Raw genomic sequence first — 20,128 nt, 5'->3', positions numbered from 1 at the left:
TGGAAGGCTACACCGCCCGTTGCGGGGTGTCAATGTGAGTTTTCTCAATTCCGGCCAGGCATGCGCTGCAACAGGGCGAATGACCATGTCAGCACAGACGTCCCGCACGCACGACACGCTGCTCCCTTCCAGCCAGGGGTTGTCCAAAACCTCCGGAGTGCTGCTGAGCATCGCAGGCCTTCACCATGCCACAGAGATGTGGTTCACGCCCCGGCCTGCACGGTGTGGGATTCACCGCTTGCGGAGCGTTGTCCTGGTCGGGCGGGGCATCCATACAACGCTGCGGCAGTCTCTGCCACCGCCCGTGGCGCTGCGCCACTGTTGCGGCTGGCAGGGGAAGCAGGGGCCGCGCCGGGAATCTATACTGCCTGTCATGATTGACGCGGCCCAGATGAACCACCTCGCCAGCCTCGCGCGGCTGGAACTGACTCCCGAAGAGCGGGAAACCATGACCCACGACCTCAGCCGCGTGCTGGGCTACTTCGAACAGTTGCGCGAGGTGGATACGGATGGCGTGGAGGAAATGCAGCGCCCGGTGACGCTGGTCAACGTGCTGCGCGACGATGTGCCCGGCGAGGCGTTCCCCGTGTCGGTGATTTACGGGCTGGCCCCCGAGACCCAGGACGGCTTTATCCGCGTGCCCCGCACCGTCGAGGCCGAGTAGATGCTGGACCTGAAATTCATCCGTGAGAACGCCGGGGCGGTCAAGCGCGCCATCAAGGTGAAGGGGATCAGCCTGGATCTGGACGAACTGCTGGCGCTGGACCATGAGCTGCTGGGCGTCAAGCAGCGTGTGGAGGCCATGCAGGCCGAGCGCAACGCCAATGCCAAGCTGGTCCCAAAGGCCACGCCCGACGAGCGCCCTGCCCTGATTGTAAAAGGCAAGGAGCTGGGAGAGGAAATTAAGGCGCTGGAACCGGCCCTGCGCGCCCACGAGGAACAGCTCCGGCAACTGCTGCTGCGCGTGCCGAACATCCCGCTAGACAGCGTGCCGGTGGGCGCGGACGACTCCGAGAACGTGGAGCTGCGCCGCGAGGGCACGCTGCCGGAGTTCGCCTTTCCGCCGCTGGACCATGTTGAATTGCTGGAGTTGCAGGGCTGGAGCGATCCCGAGCGGGTGGCGCAGGTGTCGGGCAGCCGCAGCTATCTGCTGAAGGGCGAGGCCGTACTGCTGGAGATGGCGGTGCAGATGTTCGCGCTGGATTTCCTGTCGGCGCGCGGCTTCACGCCCCTGAGCACCAGCGCCCTGGTCCGTCCGGAAGCCTTCTTGGGCAGCGGCCATTTCCCTGGCGGTGAGGATCAGGTCTACAAGATCGAGGGCGACGAGCTGATGCTGGCCGGAACGTCCGAGGTGCCAGTCAACAGCCTGTACGCCGGGGAGCAGCTGCCTCTGGCGGCGTTGCCGATCACGTTTGCCGCCATCAGCGCGGCCTTCCGCAGCGAGGCCGGATCGGCGGGGCGCGACGTGCGCGGACTGATCCGGGTTCACGAGTTCCGCAAGGTTGAGCAGTACGTCCTGTGCCGCGCCGATGAGACCGAGGCGCTGGAGTGGTTCGGCAAGATTCTGAAGAACGCCGAGGACCTGCTGACCGCCCTGGAACTGCCGTACCGCGTCGTGCAGAACTGCACCGGCGACATGGGCGCCGGCAAGGTGCTGATGTACGACCTGGAAAGCTGGGTGCCCAGCGAGAACCTCTACCGCGAAACGCACAGTTGCAGCTACCTGGGCGACTGGCAGGCCCGCCGCACTGGCCTGCGCTACCGCGAGGAGGACGGCAAGCTGACCTACGCGCACACGCTGAACAACACCGGCATCGCCACACCGCGCATTCTGGTGCCGTTTCTGGAAAACCACCAGCAGGCAAACGGCACCATCCGCGTGCCGCAGGCGCTGCGGGCGTATCTGGGCGGGAAGGAAACGCTGGGCAGGGCGGTCCGGTAGGTTCAGAAACAAACCGTGAGGGCCGGGTCAGACGACTGGCCCTCTTTTCGTGGTCTGGGCATCCGGGCGCGGTGGTTTTCTCTGCGCCGGGTGAGGTCCAGCCGTGAATTCCGCCGGGGTCCGTCCATTACGCTACCGGCATGGACATTCCGCCCGAGGTGCTGGAACAGACGCACGCCCGTTATGTCAGCCGCGATACCGAGAGGGCGCGCACGCACGAGCGCCTGATCGTGGGCGGCCCGCTGGCGGCCAATTCCGAGGGACGCATGGAAGCCCGGTTGACCCGCCTGGGGGTGCCGTATGCCGACGCCTGCGCCCTGGCCGAGGGCCGTGAGACGATGGCGGCTGTCACCGAGCGCCTGCCCGGCAAAACCCGGATTCAGGCCGAGCGGGTGCTGGGGGCCAACGATCTGGTGGGCGTGGCGTACCTGGATCTGGCCCGCAGCGCCTCGCGGGCGGTGGGCCGGGTGGTGCTGAAGGACGCGCGGGGCCGCACCGTGGGCTTTGGCACCGGCTGGCTGTGCAGCCCGCGCGCCATCCTGACCAACCACCACGTGCTGGAGGACCCGGCCACCGCCCGATTGGCGGTTATCGAGTTCAATTACGAGCTGCTGCCCGGCGGCGAACTGGCCACGCCCGTCGCGCTGCCGCTGGACCCGGACGCGCTGTTCGTGACCTCCGAGACGCTGGATTACTCGCTGGTGGGGGTGCGCGGCGACACTGGGGCCTATGGATGGCTGCCGCTGATCGCCAGCACCGACAAGACCCTGCTGGGCGAGGCCCTGAGCATCGTGCAGCACCCCGGCGGCGAGACCAAGCAGATCGCCCTGCGCGAGAACCGCCTGATCGACATGCTGCCCGACTTCCTGCACTACGAGACCGACACGGCCCCCGGCAGCAGCGGCAGCCCGGTGTTCAACGACGCCTGGGAGGTGGTGGCCCTGCACCACAGCGGCGTCCCGCGCACGGACAGCCAGGGCCGCACGCTGCGCCGGGACGGCCAGCCGCTGCAACCCGGTGACCCGGACAGCGCCATCGACTGGATGGCCAACGAGGGCGTGCGCGTCAGCCGCATCCTGAATGATCTGCGGACCCGTGCCGACGCGGCTGGCAATGCCCTGGTCACCGAAGTGTTGAGCGGCAACCGGCTACCTGTGAGTCTCGCCGGCCCGGTGGGCCCAGGCGGGGGCGCGCTGGAAGCGGTCAGCCCTGTGGACTTGGGCCAGATCACCCCAGGCGCGGACGGCGTGGCCAGCTGGCCCGTCACGCTGAAGGTGAGGGTAGCCCAGACGCTAGCGCCGCCGCTGCCCGTGCCCGCGCCGCGCAGCCCACAGCCGTCCGGCAGTTACCTGAAGCCGCAGGACGAGGCGGACGCGGCAGCCTACTACGCCGGTCTGGCGACGGACGGCACGCCCCAGAACCGCTTTCTGGCGCTGTCACAACTGGTGACGCGCACGCACGCACGTCAGCCCCGGTACTCGCCCGCCACCGAACTGTACCCGGCGGTAGACGTCTGGCCGGATGGCAAGCTCCGCAGCCTCTACAGCGCCCGCGAACACACCCCTGAACAGTTCATCGCCGCGGATCTGGCCGCGCAGGCCCGCCGCGCCGAGCTGGCCGCCCGCGAGGGCCTCTCGCTGGATACGCTGGAAGATGCCTTCCCGTACAACTGCGAGCATGTCGTCCCGCAAAGCTGGTTCAGCAAGCGCGAGCCGATGCGCGGGGACCTGCACCACCTGTTCGCCTGCGAACCCGACTGCAATTCGTTCCGGGGCAACACGCCGTATTTCGACTTTCCCGACTACGGCGAAGCGCTGCGTTCAGACTGTGGCCGCCGCGATCCCGGCGAGTTCGAACCCGCCCACGGCAAGGGCGCGGCGGCGCGGGCCACCCTGTACTTCCTGCTGCGCTATCCCGGCGTGGTGCGGCAGTACAGTGCCCGGCACCTGGACACCCTGCTGGCGTGGCACGCGGCCACCCCGCCCGGCGACTGGGAACGCCACCGCAATTCCCTGATTTTCGCCCGCCAGGGCAACCGCAATCCGCTGATTGACCGCCCGCAGTGGGCCGCAGAGGTGGACTTCTCGGAAGGGCTGGGCCGGTAGCGGTCCCTGGGCAATCTGCCAGAGCGCCTGCGGTCTGCAAGGCGGCGTGTAGACGCAACCGTAAGGGCTCAGCTGGCCCCCGGTCCCCGGCCTCACCCGCTAGACTGCCGGCATGACAGAACCGATGTTCGATGCCTCCGCGCTGCAGTTCGTGGGCCAGACGGCGGAAGAAGTCCGCACCCGCCTGAGTGTGGAGCTGGACCGCCTGGAAGCCCAGTTGCGTGGCCGTCAGGCCGACTGGAACACCACCCAGCCGGGCCGCGACTGGTCTCCTGCCCAGGAGGCCGAGCACGTCTTGAAGATCGACAACAGCATCGTGCCGATCATGCGGCTGCTGCTGTCCGACAAGCCCCTGCGCCCCATGCCCCAGGTGCCGGGGCAGCTGAAGGACGGCAAGCGTCAGGCCCCCGACTTCACCTTGCCCAGTGAGACCGGGCTGTCCTTTGCGGCGCTGGAGACCGAGTGGGCCGAACACCGCAGAACGCTGGAGGAAACTGCCGCCCGCGTCGAGCCGACGCCGGGGCGGACCTTCTGGCATCAGTTCCTGGGCGAGCTGGACGCGCTGGACTGGCTGCGGATGATCACCGTGCATCTGCGTGCCCACCGCAAGCTGCTGGAGGCGAGCGCGGCCGCATGACCGGAGACCCATCCGTCAGGACCGACAAGGGCTCGCGCGGTCACGAACTGGACATTCACGTCACCTTCGCCCATCCGCTGCCCGAAGCGCAGGCCCTGGCCGCGCTGCTGGTGCTGGACGGCTTCCGGGTGGAACTGTACCGCCCGCACCCCGCGCCCACCCGCCCGGCGGGCGAGCCTGTGCCGGAGCCGGAAGTCACCCCCGACATTCCCTCCGCCCGCCTGACCGGTCCCCTGCGTGACGCGGAGGCGGTGCGTGCGGGCCTCAGTGCCCTGCTGGGCAAGGACGCCCGCTACGTGGAAGTGGGCCTGCGCGGCTTCCTGAGAAGCACCACGGGCCAGACCGAGTGGATGCCCTGGAAGCTCAACAAGGTGCTGAAGCGGGCAGAGGCCGGGAAGGTGGGCTTCGAGGAGGCCGTGCGTTACGTGCTGGAGTGAGGGAAACGCACGGCGCCCTGTTCCTTCCCGCCTGAATGGCCCAGGCGGCCTAACCCATACGGAAGAAACTTATACGGAAGAAGAGGCCGAGTTTACGTGGCCTCTTTTCTCCTGCCGCGCTTCCTATCCGCTTCCCACTGCCGCACTCTCCGGCTTGATTGCCACCCTGGGTCGGGCAATCAGGACCCAGACCAGCGCCAGCACCAGCACCCCGCCGCTCAGCAGGTACGGGGCGCCGTGGCTGACGCTCTGGTACAGCCCGGTGCCGATCAGCGGGCCGGTCATGCGGCCCAGGGCCAGGGCGCTGCTGTTCAGGCCCGCGACGGCGCCCTGCTGGTTGGCGGGAACGCTCAGGCTCAGGGCAGCGCTGAGGGTGGGGGACAGAACGGCGCTGCCCACGCCGATCACGGCCAGGGCCACGGTGATGGGCCAGTACGTGGTCATCTGCGGCAGCAGGAACATGCCTGCGGCCATAACCGCCAGTCCCACCAGGATCAGCAGGGTGGGGCTGATGCGCCGACTCAGCGGACGGATGGCGCCGCCCTGCACCAGCGCGGCCACAATGCCGAATACCGCCAGCATGCCGCCCACCGTGCGGGCCGTCTCGCCGGGCTCCAGTTTCAACGTGTCCTGCACGTAAAAGCCGATGGTCTGCTCCATGCCCACGCTCGCCAGGGTGGACAGGGCGCTGACCGCCAGAAACAGCGGAATGGCCCCGCGTGTCAGTAGAGAGCGGCGTTCGCCCTTGCCCATCGGCACCGAATCGGCTCGGCGCGTCTCCGGCAGTACCCGCCACGCGACGGCGGCGGTGGCCAGCCCCAGCACGGCGGAAAAGTAGATGGGCGTGGTCAGGCTGAAGGTGCTGAGCAGCCCGCCCAGTGCGGGGCCGAAGACCACGCCCAGCCCAAACGCCGCGCCGATCAGGCCCAGGCTGGCGGCACGGTCTTTCTCGCTGCTCAGGTCCGCCATCATCGCCTGCGCGGTGGGCAGGGTGGCGCTGCTCAGCAGGCCGCCAATCACCCGCGAGGCCAGCAGCAGCCCGAACAGGGTTCCTCCTGCAACGACGCCCTGCAGGCCCAGGTGCGCGACGTACCCGAACAGCCCGAAGCTGACCGAGAACCCGATCAAACCCATGATCAGCACCGGTTTGCGCCCCACCCGTTCGCTGCGCGAACCCCAGATGGGGGAGAACACGAACTGCATCAGGCTGTACACCGTGGAGAACCAGCCCACCTGCGTCTCCGAGAGGCCCAACTGCCGACCCAGCGGGGCCAGAATGGGAAACAGCACGCTCAGGCCCAGCATGGCGACAAAGATGGTAAAAAAGAGGATAATCTTGGTGCTGGCAGCGGGTCTGCCGCGGGCAGGCGGTGGGGGGGAAGCGTGCGCGGGCATCCCGAAAGTGTACACCCGACTGACCGGTCGGTAACATTCTGTCGCTGCCCTGATGTTGGTGTCCATTGCGCACCACCAGCCTGACGATGTGATGAACGGACCCTGCAGACTCTGGTCCCTAGCCTGAAGTGTGGGCTGTGGCGTATAGTTTCTGTCGGGTCACCCCCATCCCTTTAGTTGCTCGCCCGCCCAACACCGTAAACAGGCATCTTTATGTTTTGAACGCCTGCGGTACGGCAAGTGCTGGACGGACAGCCCCGTTGCACACCGAACTTTGGAAGCGTTTCATTTACCGCCATGATTCTAGGAGAAACCATGAAAAAAGCACTGACCATTCTGTCCCTCGCCCTGCTGGGCCAAGCTGGCGCCGCCAACATCACCGTCTGGACCCACTTTGGAGGCTCCGAGCTGACGTGGCTCAAGGAGCAGGCCGCAGCCTTCGACAAGAAGGGCAACAAGACCACCATTGTCAGCGTGCCTTTTGACCAGATTCCCGACAAGCTGATCCAGAGCGCCCCCAAGGGTCAGGGCCCCGACGTGATCGTGACCCTGCCGCAGGACCGTCTGGGTCAGCTGGCCTCGGCTGGCGTCATTGAGCCGATGGACAAGTACATCACCAGCAAGACCGACTTCGACAAGACCGGTCTGCAGGCCATGACGTACCAGGGCAAGCTGTTCGCCATCCCCATGTTCGCCGAGTCCGTGGCGCTGGTGTACAACAAGAAACTGGTGCCCAAGGCGCCCGCCACCTGGGCCGAGTTCCTCAAAGTTGCGCAGGACAACACCGGCAACGGCAAGTTCGGCTTCCTGGCGGACCTGAGCAACGCCTACATGAACTACGGCGTTGTCAGCGCCTACGGCGGCTACGTGTTCAAGAACACCAATGGCACCCTGAACATCAAGGACATCGGTCTGGCGAACGCCGGGGCCGACAAGGCCAGCGCCTTCCTCAACGACCTGCGCTACAAGTACAACCTGGTGCCCGAGGGTGTGTCCGGCGACGTGGCCAAGGGCGCGTTTACCGACGGCCGCCTGGCGATGTTCCTGACCGGTCCCTGGGACATGGGCGACATCAAGAAGGCAGGCATCGACTACGGCATCACCACCTTCCCCACGCCTCCCGGCGCGAGCGGCAAGTGGAGCCCCTTCGTGGGCGTGCAGGGCACGATGATCAACGCCTACAGCAAGAATAAGGTGGCGGCGGCGGGCTTTGCCAAGCAGATCAGCTCCTCGGACGCGCAGTTCGCGTTCAACAAGGCGGGCGGACGCATCCCGGTCAGCCTGAGCGCCCGCACCAAGCTCAAGAGTGACCCGGTAGTGGCCGGCTTCGGCAAGTCCATCAGCGCGGGCACCCCCATGCCCAACGTGCCGGCAATGGGCGCCGTGTGGGCCCCCTGGAGCGCCGCCATCGCCCAGAGCGTGCAGAAGCCCAACCCCGACTACAGCCAGATTCTGGACAAGGCCGTGCAGGAAATTCAGGGCAACATCAAGTAAGCCCCGTTGTTGAACCAGCGGGTCTGAGGAGGATGGGCGAGATACACAGCCCATCCTCCTTGCTGTTGTCCGTCCGGCCCAAACCCCGCTGAGGGTGTCCCATGCGCCGAACGGACCGGCGGCCGCCACGCGGGTTCAGCAGAGAAAAATCGCCGTATGATTGCCGGCACTACCATCCCATTCTTTTCAAGGAGACGGAGCATTCCCATGACAGCGATTCCGCACCCCCCCCGTTCGAGTGTTCGTTCCACGGTCCCCCCTGAAGGAACGCGCGGAGTGCTGCTGGCAGTGCTGATTCTGGCCGTGATGATGGGTGGGGCCACCCTGATCGGCTGGCTCCTGAGCGGCCTGACCGCCCGGTTTTACCCGGAAGCGCCGCCCTACATGATCCTGATCTACGTGGTGGGCGTGCTGCTGGTGATGCTGCCCATCGTCCAGCGCGTCTTTCCGTGGATGATCAACTGGTATTACCTGTTCCCGGCGCTGGTGTTTCTGGCGGCCTTTACCATCCTGCCCATCGTCCTGACCGTCAACTACGCCTTCACCAACTACAACGCGGTCAACAGCGGCAACCCGGATTCGGCGCTGCGGACTACCGCGTCCATCAGCCCGGACGGCCGGGTGGTCACGCTGGCCGAGACGCCGCAGTCCGAGAGCGTGCAGCAATACCTGCGCTGCGAGACGCCGGACTGCGCGGGCGCCACGCTGGTGCTGTTCGACGATCAGGCGTCGGTGCCCTACAAGACCAGGGTGGCGGGGGTCGATGGCCTGCAGGTCACGCTGGCCGCGCCGTTCACGGGTCCCATCGACGTGGAACGGGCCACCCGCCTGAACAGCTACACCTACGTGGGTCTGGAGAACTTCCGCGAGATCTTCTCCAAGGCCAGCCGCGCCCTGATTCCGGTGTTCATCTGGACGGTGGTGTTCGCGTTTTCTACCGTGATCATCAACGCCCTGGCCGGGCTGATCCTGGGCATCCTGCTGTACAACAAGAATCTCAAGGGGCGCAACATCTACCGCACGCTGCTGTTTCTCCCGTGGGCCATTCCCGCCGTGATCAGCGTGCAGATGTGGGTGGCGCTGTTTAACCAGCAGTTCGGCATCGTGAACAAGGGACTGGGCCTGCTGGGTCTGGCCGCCGTGCCGTGGCTGGGGGATCCGCTGTGGGCCAAGGTCAGCGTGCTGGTGGTGAACCTGTGGCTGGGCTTTCCCTACATGATGACCGCCACCATCAGCGCCCTGAGCACCATCAACGAGGACCTGTACGAGGCCGCCAGCATTGACGGGGCCAGCCGCTGGCAGCAGATCACCAACATCACGCTGCCGCTGCTGCGGACGAGCTTCACGCCCATTCTGCTGTCGGGCTTCGCGTTCAACTTCAACAACTTCGGCATCATCTACCTGCTCACGCAGGGTGGGCCGGACCAGGTGGGTCGCGAGGCCACCGCCCGCAGCACCGACATTCTGCTGTCGTGGGGCTACAACACGGCCTTTGCCTCCAGCGGCGGGCAGAACTTCGCCCTGGCCAGCGCCATCGCGCTGATCATCTTCTTTCTGACCCTGGCAATCTCGCTGGTGAACTTCAAGGCTGCCGGCGTGTTCGAGGAGGCCCGCAAATGACCACCCTGCCCACGCGTGAAGACGCTGCACCCGAGGTCTACGTTCACCGTGAGCCGGGACCGCTGCGAAAGGCCCTGCCGTGGCTGGTACTGGCGGCCCTGGTGACCATCGTCGGGGTGCTGGCCTTCTACCTGAACAGGAACATGGCAGGGCGCCCCAAGAGCTTCACCATCTACTTCGTGGAGCGCGGCTGGATTCGGTTTTTGCTGTTCCTGCTGGCCGCCAGTGGCGTGCTGGCCCTGACCAGTCTGATCGGCCAGCGCGTCGGCATGGTCCGCACCGGGCGCAAGATCAATTACAGCGCCGTGCTGGGTGTTCAGCTGACCCACCTGTTTCTGATGCTGGTGGTACTGGTGGCGATCTACCCGCTGTTCTACGTGCTGATTGCCGCCTTTGATCCGCGCAACAGCCTGTTCGCCTTCCCGGATTTTTCCAATCCCAACATCCTCTACAAGACCGGCCTGCTGCCCCGCCTGGAAGTGCTGAGTTACGAGAATTTCCAGAAGCTGTTCGAGGGCGTCGCCATTCCGCTGTGGCAACTGCTGCTGGCGGGGCTGTCCGGCGCGGCGCTGACGGCGCTGGGGATCATGGCGATCATCGCCAGGGCGGGGGGCGAGAGCGAGGGCCTGAACCGCACGCGCACCTGGGCCCTGCGCATCCTGACCGTGGCGGTGGCGGTGCTGGTGGTGTTTATGGGGCCGGCCCAGTTCGGCGGCAGTACCAACGAAAGCAAGTTCCTGTTGTCAGTCCGCAACACCCTGCTGGTGTCGGGGATTACCGGCATCCTGGCGATCCTGCTGTCCACCACCGCCGGGTACGCGATGGCCCGCCTGCGCTTTCCGGGCCGCTTTCAGACGCTCCTGTTCTTTATCTTTATTCAGATGTTCCCGGTGTTCCTGGCGCTGGTGGCCGTCTACGCGCTGATGGTGGTTCTGGGCCTGAGCAACACCTTTACCGGATTGATCCTGGCCTACAGCGGCGGCGCCATCGCCTTCAATACCTGGATTTTCAAGGGCTACGTGGAATCGCTGCCCGAATCGCTGGAGGAGGCAGCGATGGTGGACGGCGCAACGCGCTGGCAGACCTTTATCAAGGTGGTGCTGCCGCTGTCGGGCGGGATTCTGGTGTTCATCTTCCTGAACCAGTTCATCGGGACCTACGCCGAGTTCATCCTGGCGAACATCCTGCTGACCGGGGTGGAAAAGTGGACGGTGGGGATCATGCTGCTCTCGTTCACGCAGGGCCAGTTCAGCACCAAGTGGGGGGTGTTTGCCGCCGCCGCCACACTCGGCGCACTGCCCATCGTGGCGCTGTTCTACGGGTTCCAGGGCTACTTCGTGGGCGGCACGGTGTCCGGTGGGGTCAAGGAGTAGCGCCCCGTCCGCCGCAACGTGCATAAGGGAAGGCCCCCGCGTGACTTGCGGGGGCCTTCCCTTTGCCGATTGATGTCAGGCCTGGGCGTCCGGGTCAGGCATGCTGTCCGTCACCGACTGGTCCACGCCTGCTTCGAAGCGCTTGAAGTTGTCACGGAACATGCGGGCCAGTCGGCGGGCCGTCTCGTCGTAGGCGGCCTTGTCGGCCCAGGCGCCGCGGGGGTTGAGAACCTCGTTGGGCACGCCCGGCACTTCGGTGGGGATCTCCAGATTGAAGAACGGCTCGCGCTCGAACTTCACGCCGTCCAGTTCGCCGCCCAGGGCCGCGTTGATCAGGGCGCGGGTGTGCGCGATGCTCATGCGCTTGCCCTGACCGTACATGCCGCCGCTCCAGCCGGTATTGACCAGCCACACCGCCGCGCCGCTGTCCTGCACCTTCTTCGCCAGCAGACGGGCGTACTCGCCGGGATGCCGGGGCATGAACGGGGCGCCGAAGCACGCGCTGAAGGTGGGACTGGGCTCGGTGACGCCTTCCTCGGTGCCGGGAATCTTGGCGGTAAAGCCGCTGATGAACTGGTACATGGTCTGGTCCGGCGACAGGCGGCTCAGCGGCGGCAGCACCCCGAAAGCGTCGGCGGTCAGGAAGATGATGTTCTGCGGGTGGCCCGCAAGGCTGCCCGGCTGAATGTTGTCGATCTGCGTGATCGGGTAGGCGCTGCGGGTGTTCTCGGTCAGGCTGTCGTCGTTCAGGTCCGGCACGCCGCTTGCGTCAAGCACCACGTTTTCCAGCACCGTGCCGTAGGTCTGGGTGGTGCGGTAGATGTCGGGCTCGGCTTCCGGGTTCAGGCGAACGACCTTGGCGTAGCAGCCGCCCTCGAAGTTGAAGACGCCCGAATCGGTCCAGCCGTGCTCGTCGTCGCCGATCAGCTTGCGGCTGGGATCGGCGCTCAGGGTGGTTTTGCCGGTGCCGCTCAGGCCGAAGAACAGCGCCACGTCGCCGCCCTCACCCACGTTGGCCGAGCAGTGCATCGGCATCACGCCGCGGCCCGGCAGCAGGAAGTTCATGACGCTGAAGATGCCCTTCTTGTTCTCGCCCGCGTACTGGGTGCCGCCCGCAATGATCATGCGCCTGCCGAAGTTCACCAGAATAAAGGTTTCGCTGCGCACGCCGTCCACGGCCGGATCGGCCCGGAAACTGGGAATGTTCAGGACGGTCCAGTCGGCCTCGAAGTCGGCCAGCTCCCCGGGGGTGGGCCGCACGAACATGTTGTGGACGAACAGCGAGTGGTACGCCATCTCGGTGACCATCCGCACGGCGATGCGCTGCTCCTTGTCGGTGCCCGCGAAGACCTGCTGCACGAATAGCTCGCGGCCCTCGGCGTAGCTGGTCATTTTTGCCAGCAGGGCGTCGAAGACCTCGCTGCCGATGGGACGGTTAAAGCCCTCCCACCACACCGCGTCCCGCGTCTCGTCGTCCTCCACGATGAAGCGGTCCTTCGGGCTGCGTCCGGTCTTGTCCGTCTGCACGGTCAGCGGCCCGGTGGCGGCCTTGACGCCTTCGCCCAGCCGGATGGCGTGCGCGTACAGATCGTCGACGCCGGGGTTGAGGTGAACGGTGGCATTCTGGATGCCCAGATCGGTCAGCGGACTGTCGGTGGTCAGGCTCATGGGGTCAGCTCCTTGAAAGCAAAAGAGGCCGCGCATCGGCTCGGCACACAGGGGCGCGGCTGAATTGGTGTATGGACGAACCTATCAATTGTGGCCTATGAAGCGGTTCCAACCCAACCTTTCGGGTGTCACGATGGGGGAAACAACAAGGCGGGGTGTCCAGTTCAGACAGACGGGAGGCCTCTGCGTTTGCCGAACGCAGAGGGCCAGATGGGCGACCAGGAAAGTGTTCACCCGGTCGCCCATCTGGCCCTGCGTCACCTCTGGCTCAGTTGGTCTTGGACTGCGCGTCCTTATCGGAGGGGGTTCTGGGAGCGTCGGCCGGGCTGCCGCTGGCGGGCTTGTGGGCCTGTTCCTCAGCCTGGGTGCGGGCGGCGGCAGGTGAACCCGAGGCGACCGACGCTGCGGCCGAGGCGCCGGTGGTGGCCGCCTGGGTCGTGGCTGCCGCACCGGGTGCGGGGGGCGCGGCCGGCTCCTCGATTTCCTGCAGCCACGCCGAGCCGATCAGGTTGCGGGCGTTGCGGCTGAAGCGGTGCAGGTTCTGGGCGGCCTCGGGGCTGATCGAATCCACCACGTCCAGGATGGCCTTGCGTGCGGCGGGCACGCGGGCCAGCACCACGGCGCCGCCGCCCACGAGCAGCAGCGCCGTAACGCCGGCGCCCAGTCCGCCGCCGCCGCTGCGGTCACTCTTGCGGGCCAGTCGGGCCTGCTTTTCCAGGGTCTTGAGTTCCTTGCCCAGTTCTTTTTGCAAGGGGGCAATCTTCTTTTCCACCGCTTTCTCCAGCTTATTGACATTCCGGTTTTTCTTACCCGCGCTCAATTCCCTCTCGGCCTGACGGCGGGCGCGGTTTAGCGCCTTCTCGGCAGTGCGGCGGCGGTGTTCCAGGGTGTCGCCCGTGTCGCTCAGGGTGTCGTGCATCCAGCCCTGGAGGTTGCTGAGCAGACCCAGCCCGCTGTCCTGAACGTCGTCGAGGGTGCTGACGGCAGATTTGCGGGCGGTCTGCATGGCCTGCTGGGCCTGCCGGCTGCGCTGTCCGGCCATCTTCTGGGCCTCTTTTTCCAGGCTGGCCGCACGTTTCTGAGCAGTTGCGGAAAGTTCCGCCGCCCGGTCCTGTGCCGCTTCTGCCAGGTGACTGCCGCGCTTCTGGACCGTTTCGGCCAGTTCGCCGCTGCGCTGCTGGGCCACTTCAGCCAGTTCGCCGCTGCGTTTCTGGGCCGTTTCTGCCAGATCAGAGGCCCGCTCCTGAACCGTTGAGGCCAGCTCCGCCGCCGTCTCGCGGGCGGTGTCCAGCCACGCCTGCGCGCGGGGTGGCCCCTCTTCCTTCAGGGTTTCCAGGGTTGCGGCCCCGCGCCGGGCGGCCTCGTGGGCCAGCTGCTGGGCGGTGTGCTGGGCCTGTCCGGCGGCCCCGGCCAGGGCGGGCCGGACGGTGCCTTCCAGCGTTTCCTGGGCGTCGTGCCAGGCGTGGCGGGTACCCCCCACCAGCGAGCGGCGGACGTCCTTGTTCAGGGCCAATGCGGCCAGGCCGCCCAGCAGCAACAGGCTGCGCTTGCTGACGCCGCCAGTGGATTCGTGTTTCATGGACATGGTGAACTCCTTTTGCGTCCGCCGCCGCCCCCGCGTCTTTGTGCGGGGTCTGGGGCACGGACAATGCCGCCATTGTGGCGTGCGTGGTGGGTGACAACGTGGGGGAACTGTAACGGAAGATTCATGCTTGGTGAAAACAGGAGTGAGGGCCAATGGGGGAGCCCGGCCTCTGCATGTTTCATTCATGGCCCGTATGCCGACGCCAGCGTGCCGATGCTGCCCGGCCTCACAGTGCTGAACGCGTGCGCCGCGAAGCCTTAAACTACCGGGCGTGACCCGCAAGGCCCGCGCCCCCCGCGCAGAGAAAACTGCCACGTTGCCCCGGCTCCCGGTTGCGGCTGCCCCAGCTGCCCCGGCGCTGGTCCGGCTGGAGGTCCGCAACCTCGCCACCATCCGCGAGCTGGAACTGGAGTTCGCCGGCGGCCTGAGCGTCTTTACCGGTGAGACCGGCGCGGGCAAGAGCATCATCGTGGACGCGCTGGGGCTGCTGCTGGGGTCGCGGGCCAACACGGACCTGATCCGCACCGGCGAGACGGACCTGCTGGTCACCGGCTTCTGGAGCGAGGTGGCCGACCAGAGCAGCGCCAGCCGCCGCGTTTCGGCCCAGGGGCGCGGCGTGGCGCGGCTGGACGGCGAGGTGGTCAGCGTGCGCGAGTTGCAGGAGTGGGCACAGACCCGGCTGACCATTCACTGGCAGCACAGCGCGGTCAGCCTGCTGGGGCCGGCCAACCAGCGTGCCCTGCTGGACCGGGGGCTGCCGGATCAGGTGGCCGCCTACACCCACGCCTACCGCGAGTGGCAGGAGGCCCGCGCCCGGCTGGAGCGGCTGCGCACCGGTGAGCGAGAGCGCGCCCGGCAACTGGACCTGCTGGTCTTCCAGTCGCATGAAATTGCCGAGGTGGCCCCGCTGCCCGGCGAGGAAGAACCCCTGCAGGCCGAGCTGAACCGCCTGGCCAACCTGGAGACCATCGCCCAGAGCGCGGCAGGGGCGCTGACCCTGATCTCGGACGGCGAGGAGAACGCGCTGGGCTTCCTGGGTGAGGCGGTACGTGCCCTGAACGCCAGCGCCCGTTACGACGACACGAGCGCGGCGCTGCAACAGGAATTGCGCGCGGCCCTGGACAGCCTGCAGGCCGTGTCCGGCGAACTGCGGGCGGTGGCCGAGGACGGCGCGGCGGACCCTGAGGAACTGGCGCGCGTGGAGGGCCGTCTGGGGGCGCTGGGCAAGCTGCGGACCAAGTATGGCCCCACGCTGGACGATGTATTGACCTTCCAGGCCGGGGTGGAAGAGGAACTGGCCGCCCTGACCCGTGACGAGCAGGACGCTGGAACCCTGGACGCCGATGTGGAGGCCCTGCTGGAGGTGCTGCGCCGCGCTGGGGCCGCGCTGGACCGCGCCCGTGAGGAGCGTGCCGCGCCGCTGGCTGCCGAACTGGTGGCTGTGATCCGTGAGCTGGGCATGCCGCACGCCCGGCTGGAATTCCGGCTGTCCGCGCTGGCGGACCCTGCCCTGTACGGCCTGAGTGACGTGACCATTCAGTTCACCGCCAACCCTGGCGAGGATCTGGCCCCGCTGTCGGACGTGGCCTCCGGGGGAGAACTGTCGCGCGTGATGCTGGCCATCAGTACGGTGCTGGGCGCGGACACCCCAGCGGTGGTGTTCGACGAGGTCGACGCCGGCATCGGCGGCGGCGCGGCGCTGGCGGTGGCCGAGCAGCTGTGGCGGCTGGCCCGCAGCCGTCAGGTGATGGTGGTGACCCATCTGGCCCAGATCGCCGCCCGCGCGGACCATCACTTCAAGGTGGAGAAGGCCGTCGAGGGGGGCCGCACCGTCAGCCGGGTGCGCCCGCTCTCGCCCGACGAGCGCCTGGAGGAAATTGCCCGGATGCTGGGCGGCAACACCTCCGAGGCCGCGCTGGGCCACGCGCGGGAGCTGATGGCGGGCGGGGCCGGGCGCTGACCCTGCGTGAACCCTGAGGACAGCCACAGACAATGGCCGCACCTCCGGCCCGTCTCGCCTCTTCGTTTGGCGGTCCATTCACCCGTTGGGCAGCATGCCAGCCCGTTGATCAGATGTGCGTTTGCCCAAGGTCCCGTTCAGGGTGTCATCAGACGGGCTGCCTAAGCTGGAAGCATGAAGAAATCCCTCCTGCCCGTCCTGCTTCTCAGCGCGGGCCTGTTCAGCGCCTGCACCATGACCGGCCCCAGCAACCTGCGGGTGCACGAGGCGCTGCTGTACGGCGGCTCTCAGGAGCGCATCGTGTGGGTCTACGGCTCCCTGACCGGCGGACCTGCGGGCAGCCTGAAACTGGGCGGGCAGACCGTGGACCTGCGGGCGCAGGTGGAGGACGTGGTGGCGGTGCCCGGCACCCTGAGTGTGGACGGCAAGGCCACCTTCCGCCAGCCCACGTCCAGCATCGCCGTGCCACTGAACGTTACCCGCCTCTCGAACGGCTCTTTCGAGGTGGTCACGCCCGGCGGCCTGAGCGCCGTGTACTACACCGACGGCCAGACCTGGAGCAAACTGAGCGGCCTGAGCGGCACGGTGGGGGCCAGCGCAGTCAGCGGCCTTCAGAGCGCGGGACAGTTGACCGCCGAGGAGGCGGGCGTCCTGAGCCGGGCGCTGCTGGGCCAGGGGCCGCTGGCGGTGGGCGTGCTGGTCGCCGTTCCGGCTGCCGACGCCGCGCTCGCGGTGGAGCCCAAAACCAGCGAGTACCGCCGGACCGCGCTGTACGTGCTGCCCGGCGTCGCCACCGTCGCGGCCCAGTTGCCCCAGCTGCCTAGGCCCACCCCCCCGGCCCCCCAGCCCACAGGAGCGCGCGTGAACTTTACCGAGGTTGTCAGCGGCAGCCAGTCTGGCGTCACCGAACCCACCGTCACAGTGGCCGCCACCTCTGCGGCGGCGGTGTCGCTGTATGGCCAAGCCTACGCGCGCCAGACCGGAGCGCCCGCCGCGCCTGATCCCGGCACCGGCACCCTGGTCGGCGTGTTCCTGGGGCAGCGCTCCACGGGCGGCTACGGCGTGACGGTCACCAGCGCAACGGCGTCCGGCGACACCCTGACCCTGGTGGCCCAGGTACGTGCCCCCGGTCCCGGCAGCATCACCACCCAGGCCATCACCAGCCCGTGGACCATCGTGCGGGTGGACGGCAAGTACCAGAACGTGCGCGTCGTGGACGGGTCAGGTCAGCCGCTGCGCTGAGCCGCAGGAGCCCCAATCAATTTGTGGACACAGGAGGGGCTGACCGATTGCGCGTCAGCCTCTTCTTCTGCCGGGCATCCGGGCTGGGGGCAGCACCCTTGAACTGCGGTCCCGCAGCGCCGGCGAACCGCTGCCGCCCAGCGCCACCGCCAGGCTTCCGGCCAGCAGCAGCAGGGCCGCGTCCAGGCCCTCGGGGTTCAGGCGGCCCGCCGTCAGGGGAGCCAGAGCCACCAGCGCGGTCATCAGCGCTAGCGCCCCGCCCAGCCCGCGGGCGCCCAGGCCCAGCACCAGCAGCGGTCCGCCCACCAGTTCCAGCACGGCCACCAGCGGCGCAAACAGCAGCGGCAGCGGCACGCCCGCCGCCTGATACTCGGTGGCCAGCCGGTCCAGTCCCAGTTCAAAGACCTTGCTGAAGCCGTGCCACGCGAACACCGCGCCCACCGTCACGCGGACCAGGGCCAGAGCGGATTCGGGCAGGGGCCGCATGGGACTAGCGTAACATTACGCACATTAGAGAGGGACGGCCCCGAGCAGATGCGGTCGTCCAGCGGCGCAGGCCCGGATGCCTGCCCGCTATCCACCCTCTCCCACAGAAGCCCGTCCTCATCCCGCCTAGAATGGGCCCTGTGCGCCTGGAGTCCCTCTCAACTTTGAACTACCGCAACCTCGCGCCGTGCACGCTGCGCTTCGGGGCCGGGGTGACCGGCGTGTTCGGCGAGAACGGGGCGGGCAAGACCAACCTGCTGGAGGCCATCTATCTGGCGCTGACCGGGCAGACCGACGTGGGCCGGCTGGAACAGCTGGTGCAGTCCGGTGAGAGCGAGGCCTATGTGCGTGCCGATCTGGAGTCCGGCGGCAGCCTGAGCGTGCAGGAGGTGGGGCTGGGCCGCGGGCGGCGGCAGCTCAAGGTTGATGGCGTGCGGGTGCGCGCCGGTGACCTGCCACGGGGCAGCGCGGTGTGGATTCGCCCGGAGGACTCGGAACTGGTCTTCGGCTCGCCGTCGCTGCGCCGGGCCTACCTGGACTCGCTGCTCTCGCGCCTGAGCGCCCGCTACGGCCAGCAGCTGGGCCGCTACGAACGCACCGTCTCGCAGCGCAATGCGGCCCTCAAGGGCGGCGAGGAATGGGCCATGGCGGTGTGGGACGACGCCCTGGTCAAACTGGGCACCGAGATCGTCACCTTCCGCCGCCGCGCCCTGACCCGCCTGGGCGAGCTGGCCACCGATGCCAACGCCGCGCTGGGCAGCCGAAAGACGCTGGAACTCAGATTGCTGGAAACAACGACGCCTGAAACCTATGCCCATGATCTGAACTCCAAGCGGGCCGAGGAACTGGCGCGAGGCTCCACCGTCTCGGGACCGCACCGCGACGATCTGGTGCTGACCCTGGGCGGCTTCCCGGCCAGCGAGTACGCCAGCCGGGGCGAGGGCCGCACGGTGGCGCTGGCGCTGCGCCGCGCCGAACTGGAACTGCTGGCCGAACGCTTCGGTGAGCAGCCCATCCTGCTGATCGACGATTTCAGCGCCGAGTTGGACCCCGGACGCCGCACCTTCCTGCTGGAACTGGCGGCGGGGGTGCCGCAGGCCATCGTGACCGGCACCGAGCGCCCGCCCGGCGCGGCGGCGCAGTTCTGGGCGCAGTCGGGGCGGTTCACGCCGGTGGACGCGCCCCCCCTGGCCGCTGCTCTGAGCACCCTGACGCCCGAAGACGACTTCGCCGGCCCCCCGCTGGAGGTCCGCTCGTGAGCTGGGACCGTTACAACCGCGACCGCTACAACCGGGGCCGCCGCCTCAGCGGGCCGCGCGGGCTGGGCGAGCTGATGGGCGCGACGCTGGGCACAGCGCGCATCGCCAAGGGCGTCGGACGGGCGCGGGCCATTCTGGCGTGGCCAGGGGTGGTGGGGCCGGACATCGCGCGGATCACGCGCCCGCGCACCCAGCAGGGCAGCGTGCTGTTCGTGGACGTGCGCGACAGCGCCGCCGCCCACCACCTGAGCATGCAGCGCCACCATTTTCTCAAGGCCATGAACGCCCTGTTGCCCGACGCGCCGCTGAGTGACATCCGGTTCAGCGTGGGCAGCGTGCGCGAGCCGGTGATGCCCCCCGCGCCGGCCCCGCTGCCCGCCCCGGACCGCGCCCGCGCCCGCGAACTGGTGCAGGAGGTCAGCGAGGACCTGCGCCCAGCCGCCCTGCGCGCCGCCGAGGCGATCACCCGTTCCCGCAGGTGGCGCGAGGAACAGGGCTGGCGCCCCTGCCCGGTGTGCGGCGAGGCCAGCCAGGAACAGCCGTGCCGCGCCTGCGCCCTGACCCTGGATGACCCCAACGTCCGCCGGGCGGCCAGGGTGTTGATTCAGCAGCCCGAGTACCTGGCCGCCCTGCCCGACACCCTGGGGGACAGCGGCGCCAACGCGGCCCGCCACCTGGCGCTGCGGCGGCTGGACGAACAGCTGGAACTGCTGGCCCTGGAATGCGTTCGCAGCGGCCAGGAGGACGGCTACCGCGAATTTTTGGCTCAGCAGGCGGGCGTGTACCTCGCGCTGCATCTGCGCTGTGCCCGCTCGGACCTGAAACGCCCGGACCGCGCCCACCTGCCCGAACGGGCGCGCAACGTCCTGAACGCCGGGCGCTGACAGTCTGCGGCGGGTCAGGGGGTGGGAAGGTGGGGCCTGAC

The 20,128-nt window shown here is 67.8% G+C and carries 16 protein-coding genes; 12 read left to right on the top strand and 4 right to left on the bottom strand.

Annotation, left to right across the window (positions count from 1 at the left end):
- Positions 1–373: 373 nt before the first annotated feature.
- The 5 genes from gatC (at position 374) to IEY31_RS10585 (ending at position 5,121) form a co-directional block, all read left to right on the top strand.
- Entirely contained in the window at positions 374–664 is a 291-nt protein-coding gene (gatC, locus tag IEY31_RS10605; protein WP_188971733.1) for an Asp-tRNA(Asn)/Glu-tRNA(Gln) amidotransferase subunit GatC, read from the top strand.
- Positions 665–1,942 carry a serine--tRNA ligase gene (gene serS / locus IEY31_RS10600; RefSeq protein WP_188971731.1) on the top strand — a complete coding sequence of 426 codons (1,278 nt, stop codon included), beginning with the start codon at positions 665–667 and terminating at the stop codon, positions 1,940–1,942.
- Positions 1,943–2,082: 140 nt separating this feature from the next.
- Positions 2,083–4,047 carry an endonuclease gene (locus IEY31_RS10595; protein WP_188971729.1) on the top strand — a complete coding sequence of 655 codons (1,965 nt, stop codon included), beginning with the start codon at positions 2,083–2,085 and terminating at the stop codon, positions 4,045–4,047.
- A 112-nt stretch (positions 4,048–4,159) separates the two neighbouring features.
- On the top strand, positions 4,160–4,684 hold the full coding sequence (locus tag IEY31_RS10590) for a DinB family protein (RefSeq protein WP_188971727.1): 525 nt from the start codon (positions 4,160–4,162) through the stop codon (positions 4,682–4,684).
- Positions 4,681–5,121, top strand: coding sequence for a hypothetical protein (locus IEY31_RS10585; RefSeq protein ID WP_188971726.1), 441 nt, complete (start codon positions 4,681–4,683; stop codon positions 5,119–5,121). The genes IEY31_RS10590 and IEY31_RS10585 overlap by 4 nt, the downstream gene beginning before the upstream one ends.
- Positions 5,122–5,244: 123 nt before the next feature.
- Here the strand turns inward: IEY31_RS10585 and IEY31_RS10580 are convergent, their stop codons facing one another.
- Positions 5,245–6,516 (bottom strand): MFS transporter, encoded by a 1,272-nt coding sequence (locus IEY31_RS10580; RefSeq protein ID WP_188971724.1) that lies wholly within the window; start codon positions 6,514–6,516, stop codon positions 5,245–5,247.
- Between the two features lie 315 nt (positions 6,517–6,831).
- On the opposite strand from IEY31_RS10580, the gene IEY31_RS10575 reads away from it, so the two are divergent.
- From IEY31_RS10575 to IEY31_RS10565, 3 genes are all read left to right on the top strand, one after another.
- Positions 6,832–8,010, top strand: coding sequence for a sugar ABC transporter substrate-binding protein (locus IEY31_RS10575; protein WP_188971722.1), 1,179 nt, complete (start codon positions 6,832–6,834; stop codon positions 8,008–8,010).
- A gap of 279 nt (positions 8,011–8,289) precedes the next feature.
- The gene (locus tag IEY31_RS10570) at positions 8,290–9,630 is read left to right on the top strand and encodes an ABC transporter permease subunit (RefSeq protein WP_229723504.1); all 1,341 of its coding nucleotides are present in this window, start codon (positions 8,290–8,292) and stop codon (positions 9,628–9,630) included.
- Positions 9,627–11,003, top strand: coding sequence for a sugar ABC transporter permease (locus tag IEY31_RS10565; protein ID WP_188971718.1), 1,377 nt, complete (start codon positions 9,627–9,629; stop codon positions 11,001–11,003). The genes IEY31_RS10570 and IEY31_RS10565 overlap by 4 nt, the downstream gene beginning before the upstream one ends.
- Positions 11,004–11,078: 75 nt before the next feature.
- On the opposite strand, the gene pckA is transcribed toward IEY31_RS10565, so the two are convergent.
- Entirely contained in the window at positions 11,079–12,671 is a 1,593-nt protein-coding gene (gene pckA, locus IEY31_RS10560) for a phosphoenolpyruvate carboxykinase (ATP) (RefSeq protein WP_188971716.1), read from the bottom strand.
- Positions 12,672–12,939: 268 nt separating this feature from the next.
- Positions 12,940–14,256, bottom strand: coding sequence for an alginate biosynthesis protein AlgP (locus IEY31_RS10555; protein ID WP_188971714.1), 1,317 nt, complete (start codon positions 14,254–14,256; stop codon positions 12,940–12,942).
- A gap of 271 nt (positions 14,257–14,527) precedes the next feature.
- Between IEY31_RS10555 and recN the strand changes: the two genes are divergently transcribed.
- Together recN and IEY31_RS10545 are read left to right on the top strand one after the other, a co-directional pair.
- Positions 14,528–16,216, top strand: a complete 1,689-nt coding sequence (gene recN, locus IEY31_RS10550; RefSeq protein ID WP_188971712.1) for a DNA repair protein RecN — start codon at positions 14,528–14,530, stop codon at positions 16,214–16,216.
- Between the two features lie 174 nt (positions 16,217–16,390).
- Entirely contained in the window at positions 16,391–17,458 is a 1,068-nt protein-coding gene (locus tag IEY31_RS10545) for a protease complex subunit PrcB family protein (protein WP_188971710.1), read from the top strand.
- 54 nt (positions 17,459–17,512) lie between these two features.
- On the opposite strand, the gene IEY31_RS10540 is transcribed toward IEY31_RS10545, so the two are convergent.
- Positions 17,513–17,944: a DoxX family protein gene (locus tag IEY31_RS10540; RefSeq protein ID WP_188971708.1), complete on the bottom strand. Its 432-nt coding sequence runs from the start codon at positions 17,942–17,944 to the stop codon at positions 17,513–17,515.
- A 131-nt stretch (positions 17,945–18,075) separates the two neighbouring features.
- Here IEY31_RS10540 and recF point away from each other — a divergent pair, with 131 nt between their 5' ends.
- Positions 18,076–19,203: a DNA replication/repair protein RecF gene (recF, locus tag IEY31_RS10535; protein WP_188971706.1), complete on the top strand. Its 1,128-nt coding sequence runs from the start codon at positions 18,076–18,078 to the stop codon at positions 19,201–19,203.
- Positions 19,204–19,277: 74 nt separating this feature from the next.
- Positions 19,278–20,087, top strand: coding sequence for a DUF721 domain-containing protein (locus IEY31_RS10530; RefSeq protein WP_188971908.1), 810 nt, complete (start codon positions 19,278–19,280; stop codon positions 20,085–20,087).
- Positions 20,088–20,128 lie beyond the last annotated feature (41 nt).

Source organism: Deinococcus aerolatus (assembly GCF_014647055.1).
Classification (GTDB): domain Bacteria; phylum Deinococcota; class Deinococci; order Deinococcales; family Deinococcaceae; genus Deinococcus; species Deinococcus aerolatus.
Note: the sequence above shows the minus strand (reverse complement) of the source record. Positions and strands in the feature narration are given on the sequence as shown.

Bases quoted from the DNA above. Each gene is read 5' to 3' on its own strand.
- gatC (WP_188971733.1), top strand. From the start codon at position 374: ATGATTGACGCGGCCCAGATGAACCACCTCGCCAGCCTCGCGCGGCTG.
- serS (WP_188971731.1), top strand. From the start codon at position 665: ATGCTGGACCTGAAATTCATCCGTGAGAACGCCGGGGCGGTCAAGCGC.
- IEY31_RS10595 (WP_188971729.1), top strand. From the start codon at position 2,083: ATGGACATTCCGCCCGAGGTGCTGGAACAGACGCACGCCCGTTATGTC.
- IEY31_RS10590 (WP_188971727.1), top strand. From the start codon at position 4,160: ATGACAGAACCGATGTTCGATGCCTCCGCGCTGCAGTTCGTGGGCCAG.
- IEY31_RS10585 (WP_188971726.1), top strand. From the start codon at position 4,681: ATGACCGGAGACCCATCCGTCAGGACCGACAAGGGCTCGCGCGGTCAC.
- IEY31_RS10580 (WP_188971724.1), bottom strand. From the start codon at position 6,516: ATGCCCGCGCACGCTTCCCCCCCACCGCCTGCCCGCGGCAGACCCGCT.
- IEY31_RS10575 (WP_188971722.1), top strand. From the start codon at position 6,832: ATGAAAAAAGCACTGACCATTCTGTCCCTCGCCCTGCTGGGCCAAGCT.
- IEY31_RS10565 (WP_188971718.1), top strand. From the start codon at position 9,627: ATGACCACCCTGCCCACGCGTGAAGACGCTGCACCCGAGGTCTACGTT.
- pckA (WP_188971716.1), bottom strand. From the start codon at position 12,671: ATGAGCCTGACCACCGACAGTCCGCTGACCGATCTGGGCATCCAGAAT.
- IEY31_RS10555 (WP_188971714.1), bottom strand. From the start codon at position 14,256: ATGTCCATGAAACACGAATCCACTGGCGGCGTCAGCAAGCGCAGCCTG.
- IEY31_RS10545 (WP_188971710.1), top strand. From the start codon at position 16,391: ATGAAGAAATCCCTCCTGCCCGTCCTGCTTCTCAGCGCGGGCCTGTTC.
- IEY31_RS10540 (WP_188971708.1), bottom strand. From the start codon at position 17,944: ATGCGGCCCCTGCCCGAATCCGCTCTGGCCCTGGTCCGCGTGACGGTG.
- recF (WP_188971706.1), top strand. From the start codon at position 18,076: ATGGGCCCTGTGCGCCTGGAGTCCCTCTCAACTTTGAACTACCGCAAC.
- IEY31_RS10530 (WP_188971908.1), top strand. From the start codon at position 19,278: ATGGGCGCGACGCTGGGCACAGCGCGCATCGCCAAGGGCGTCGGACGG.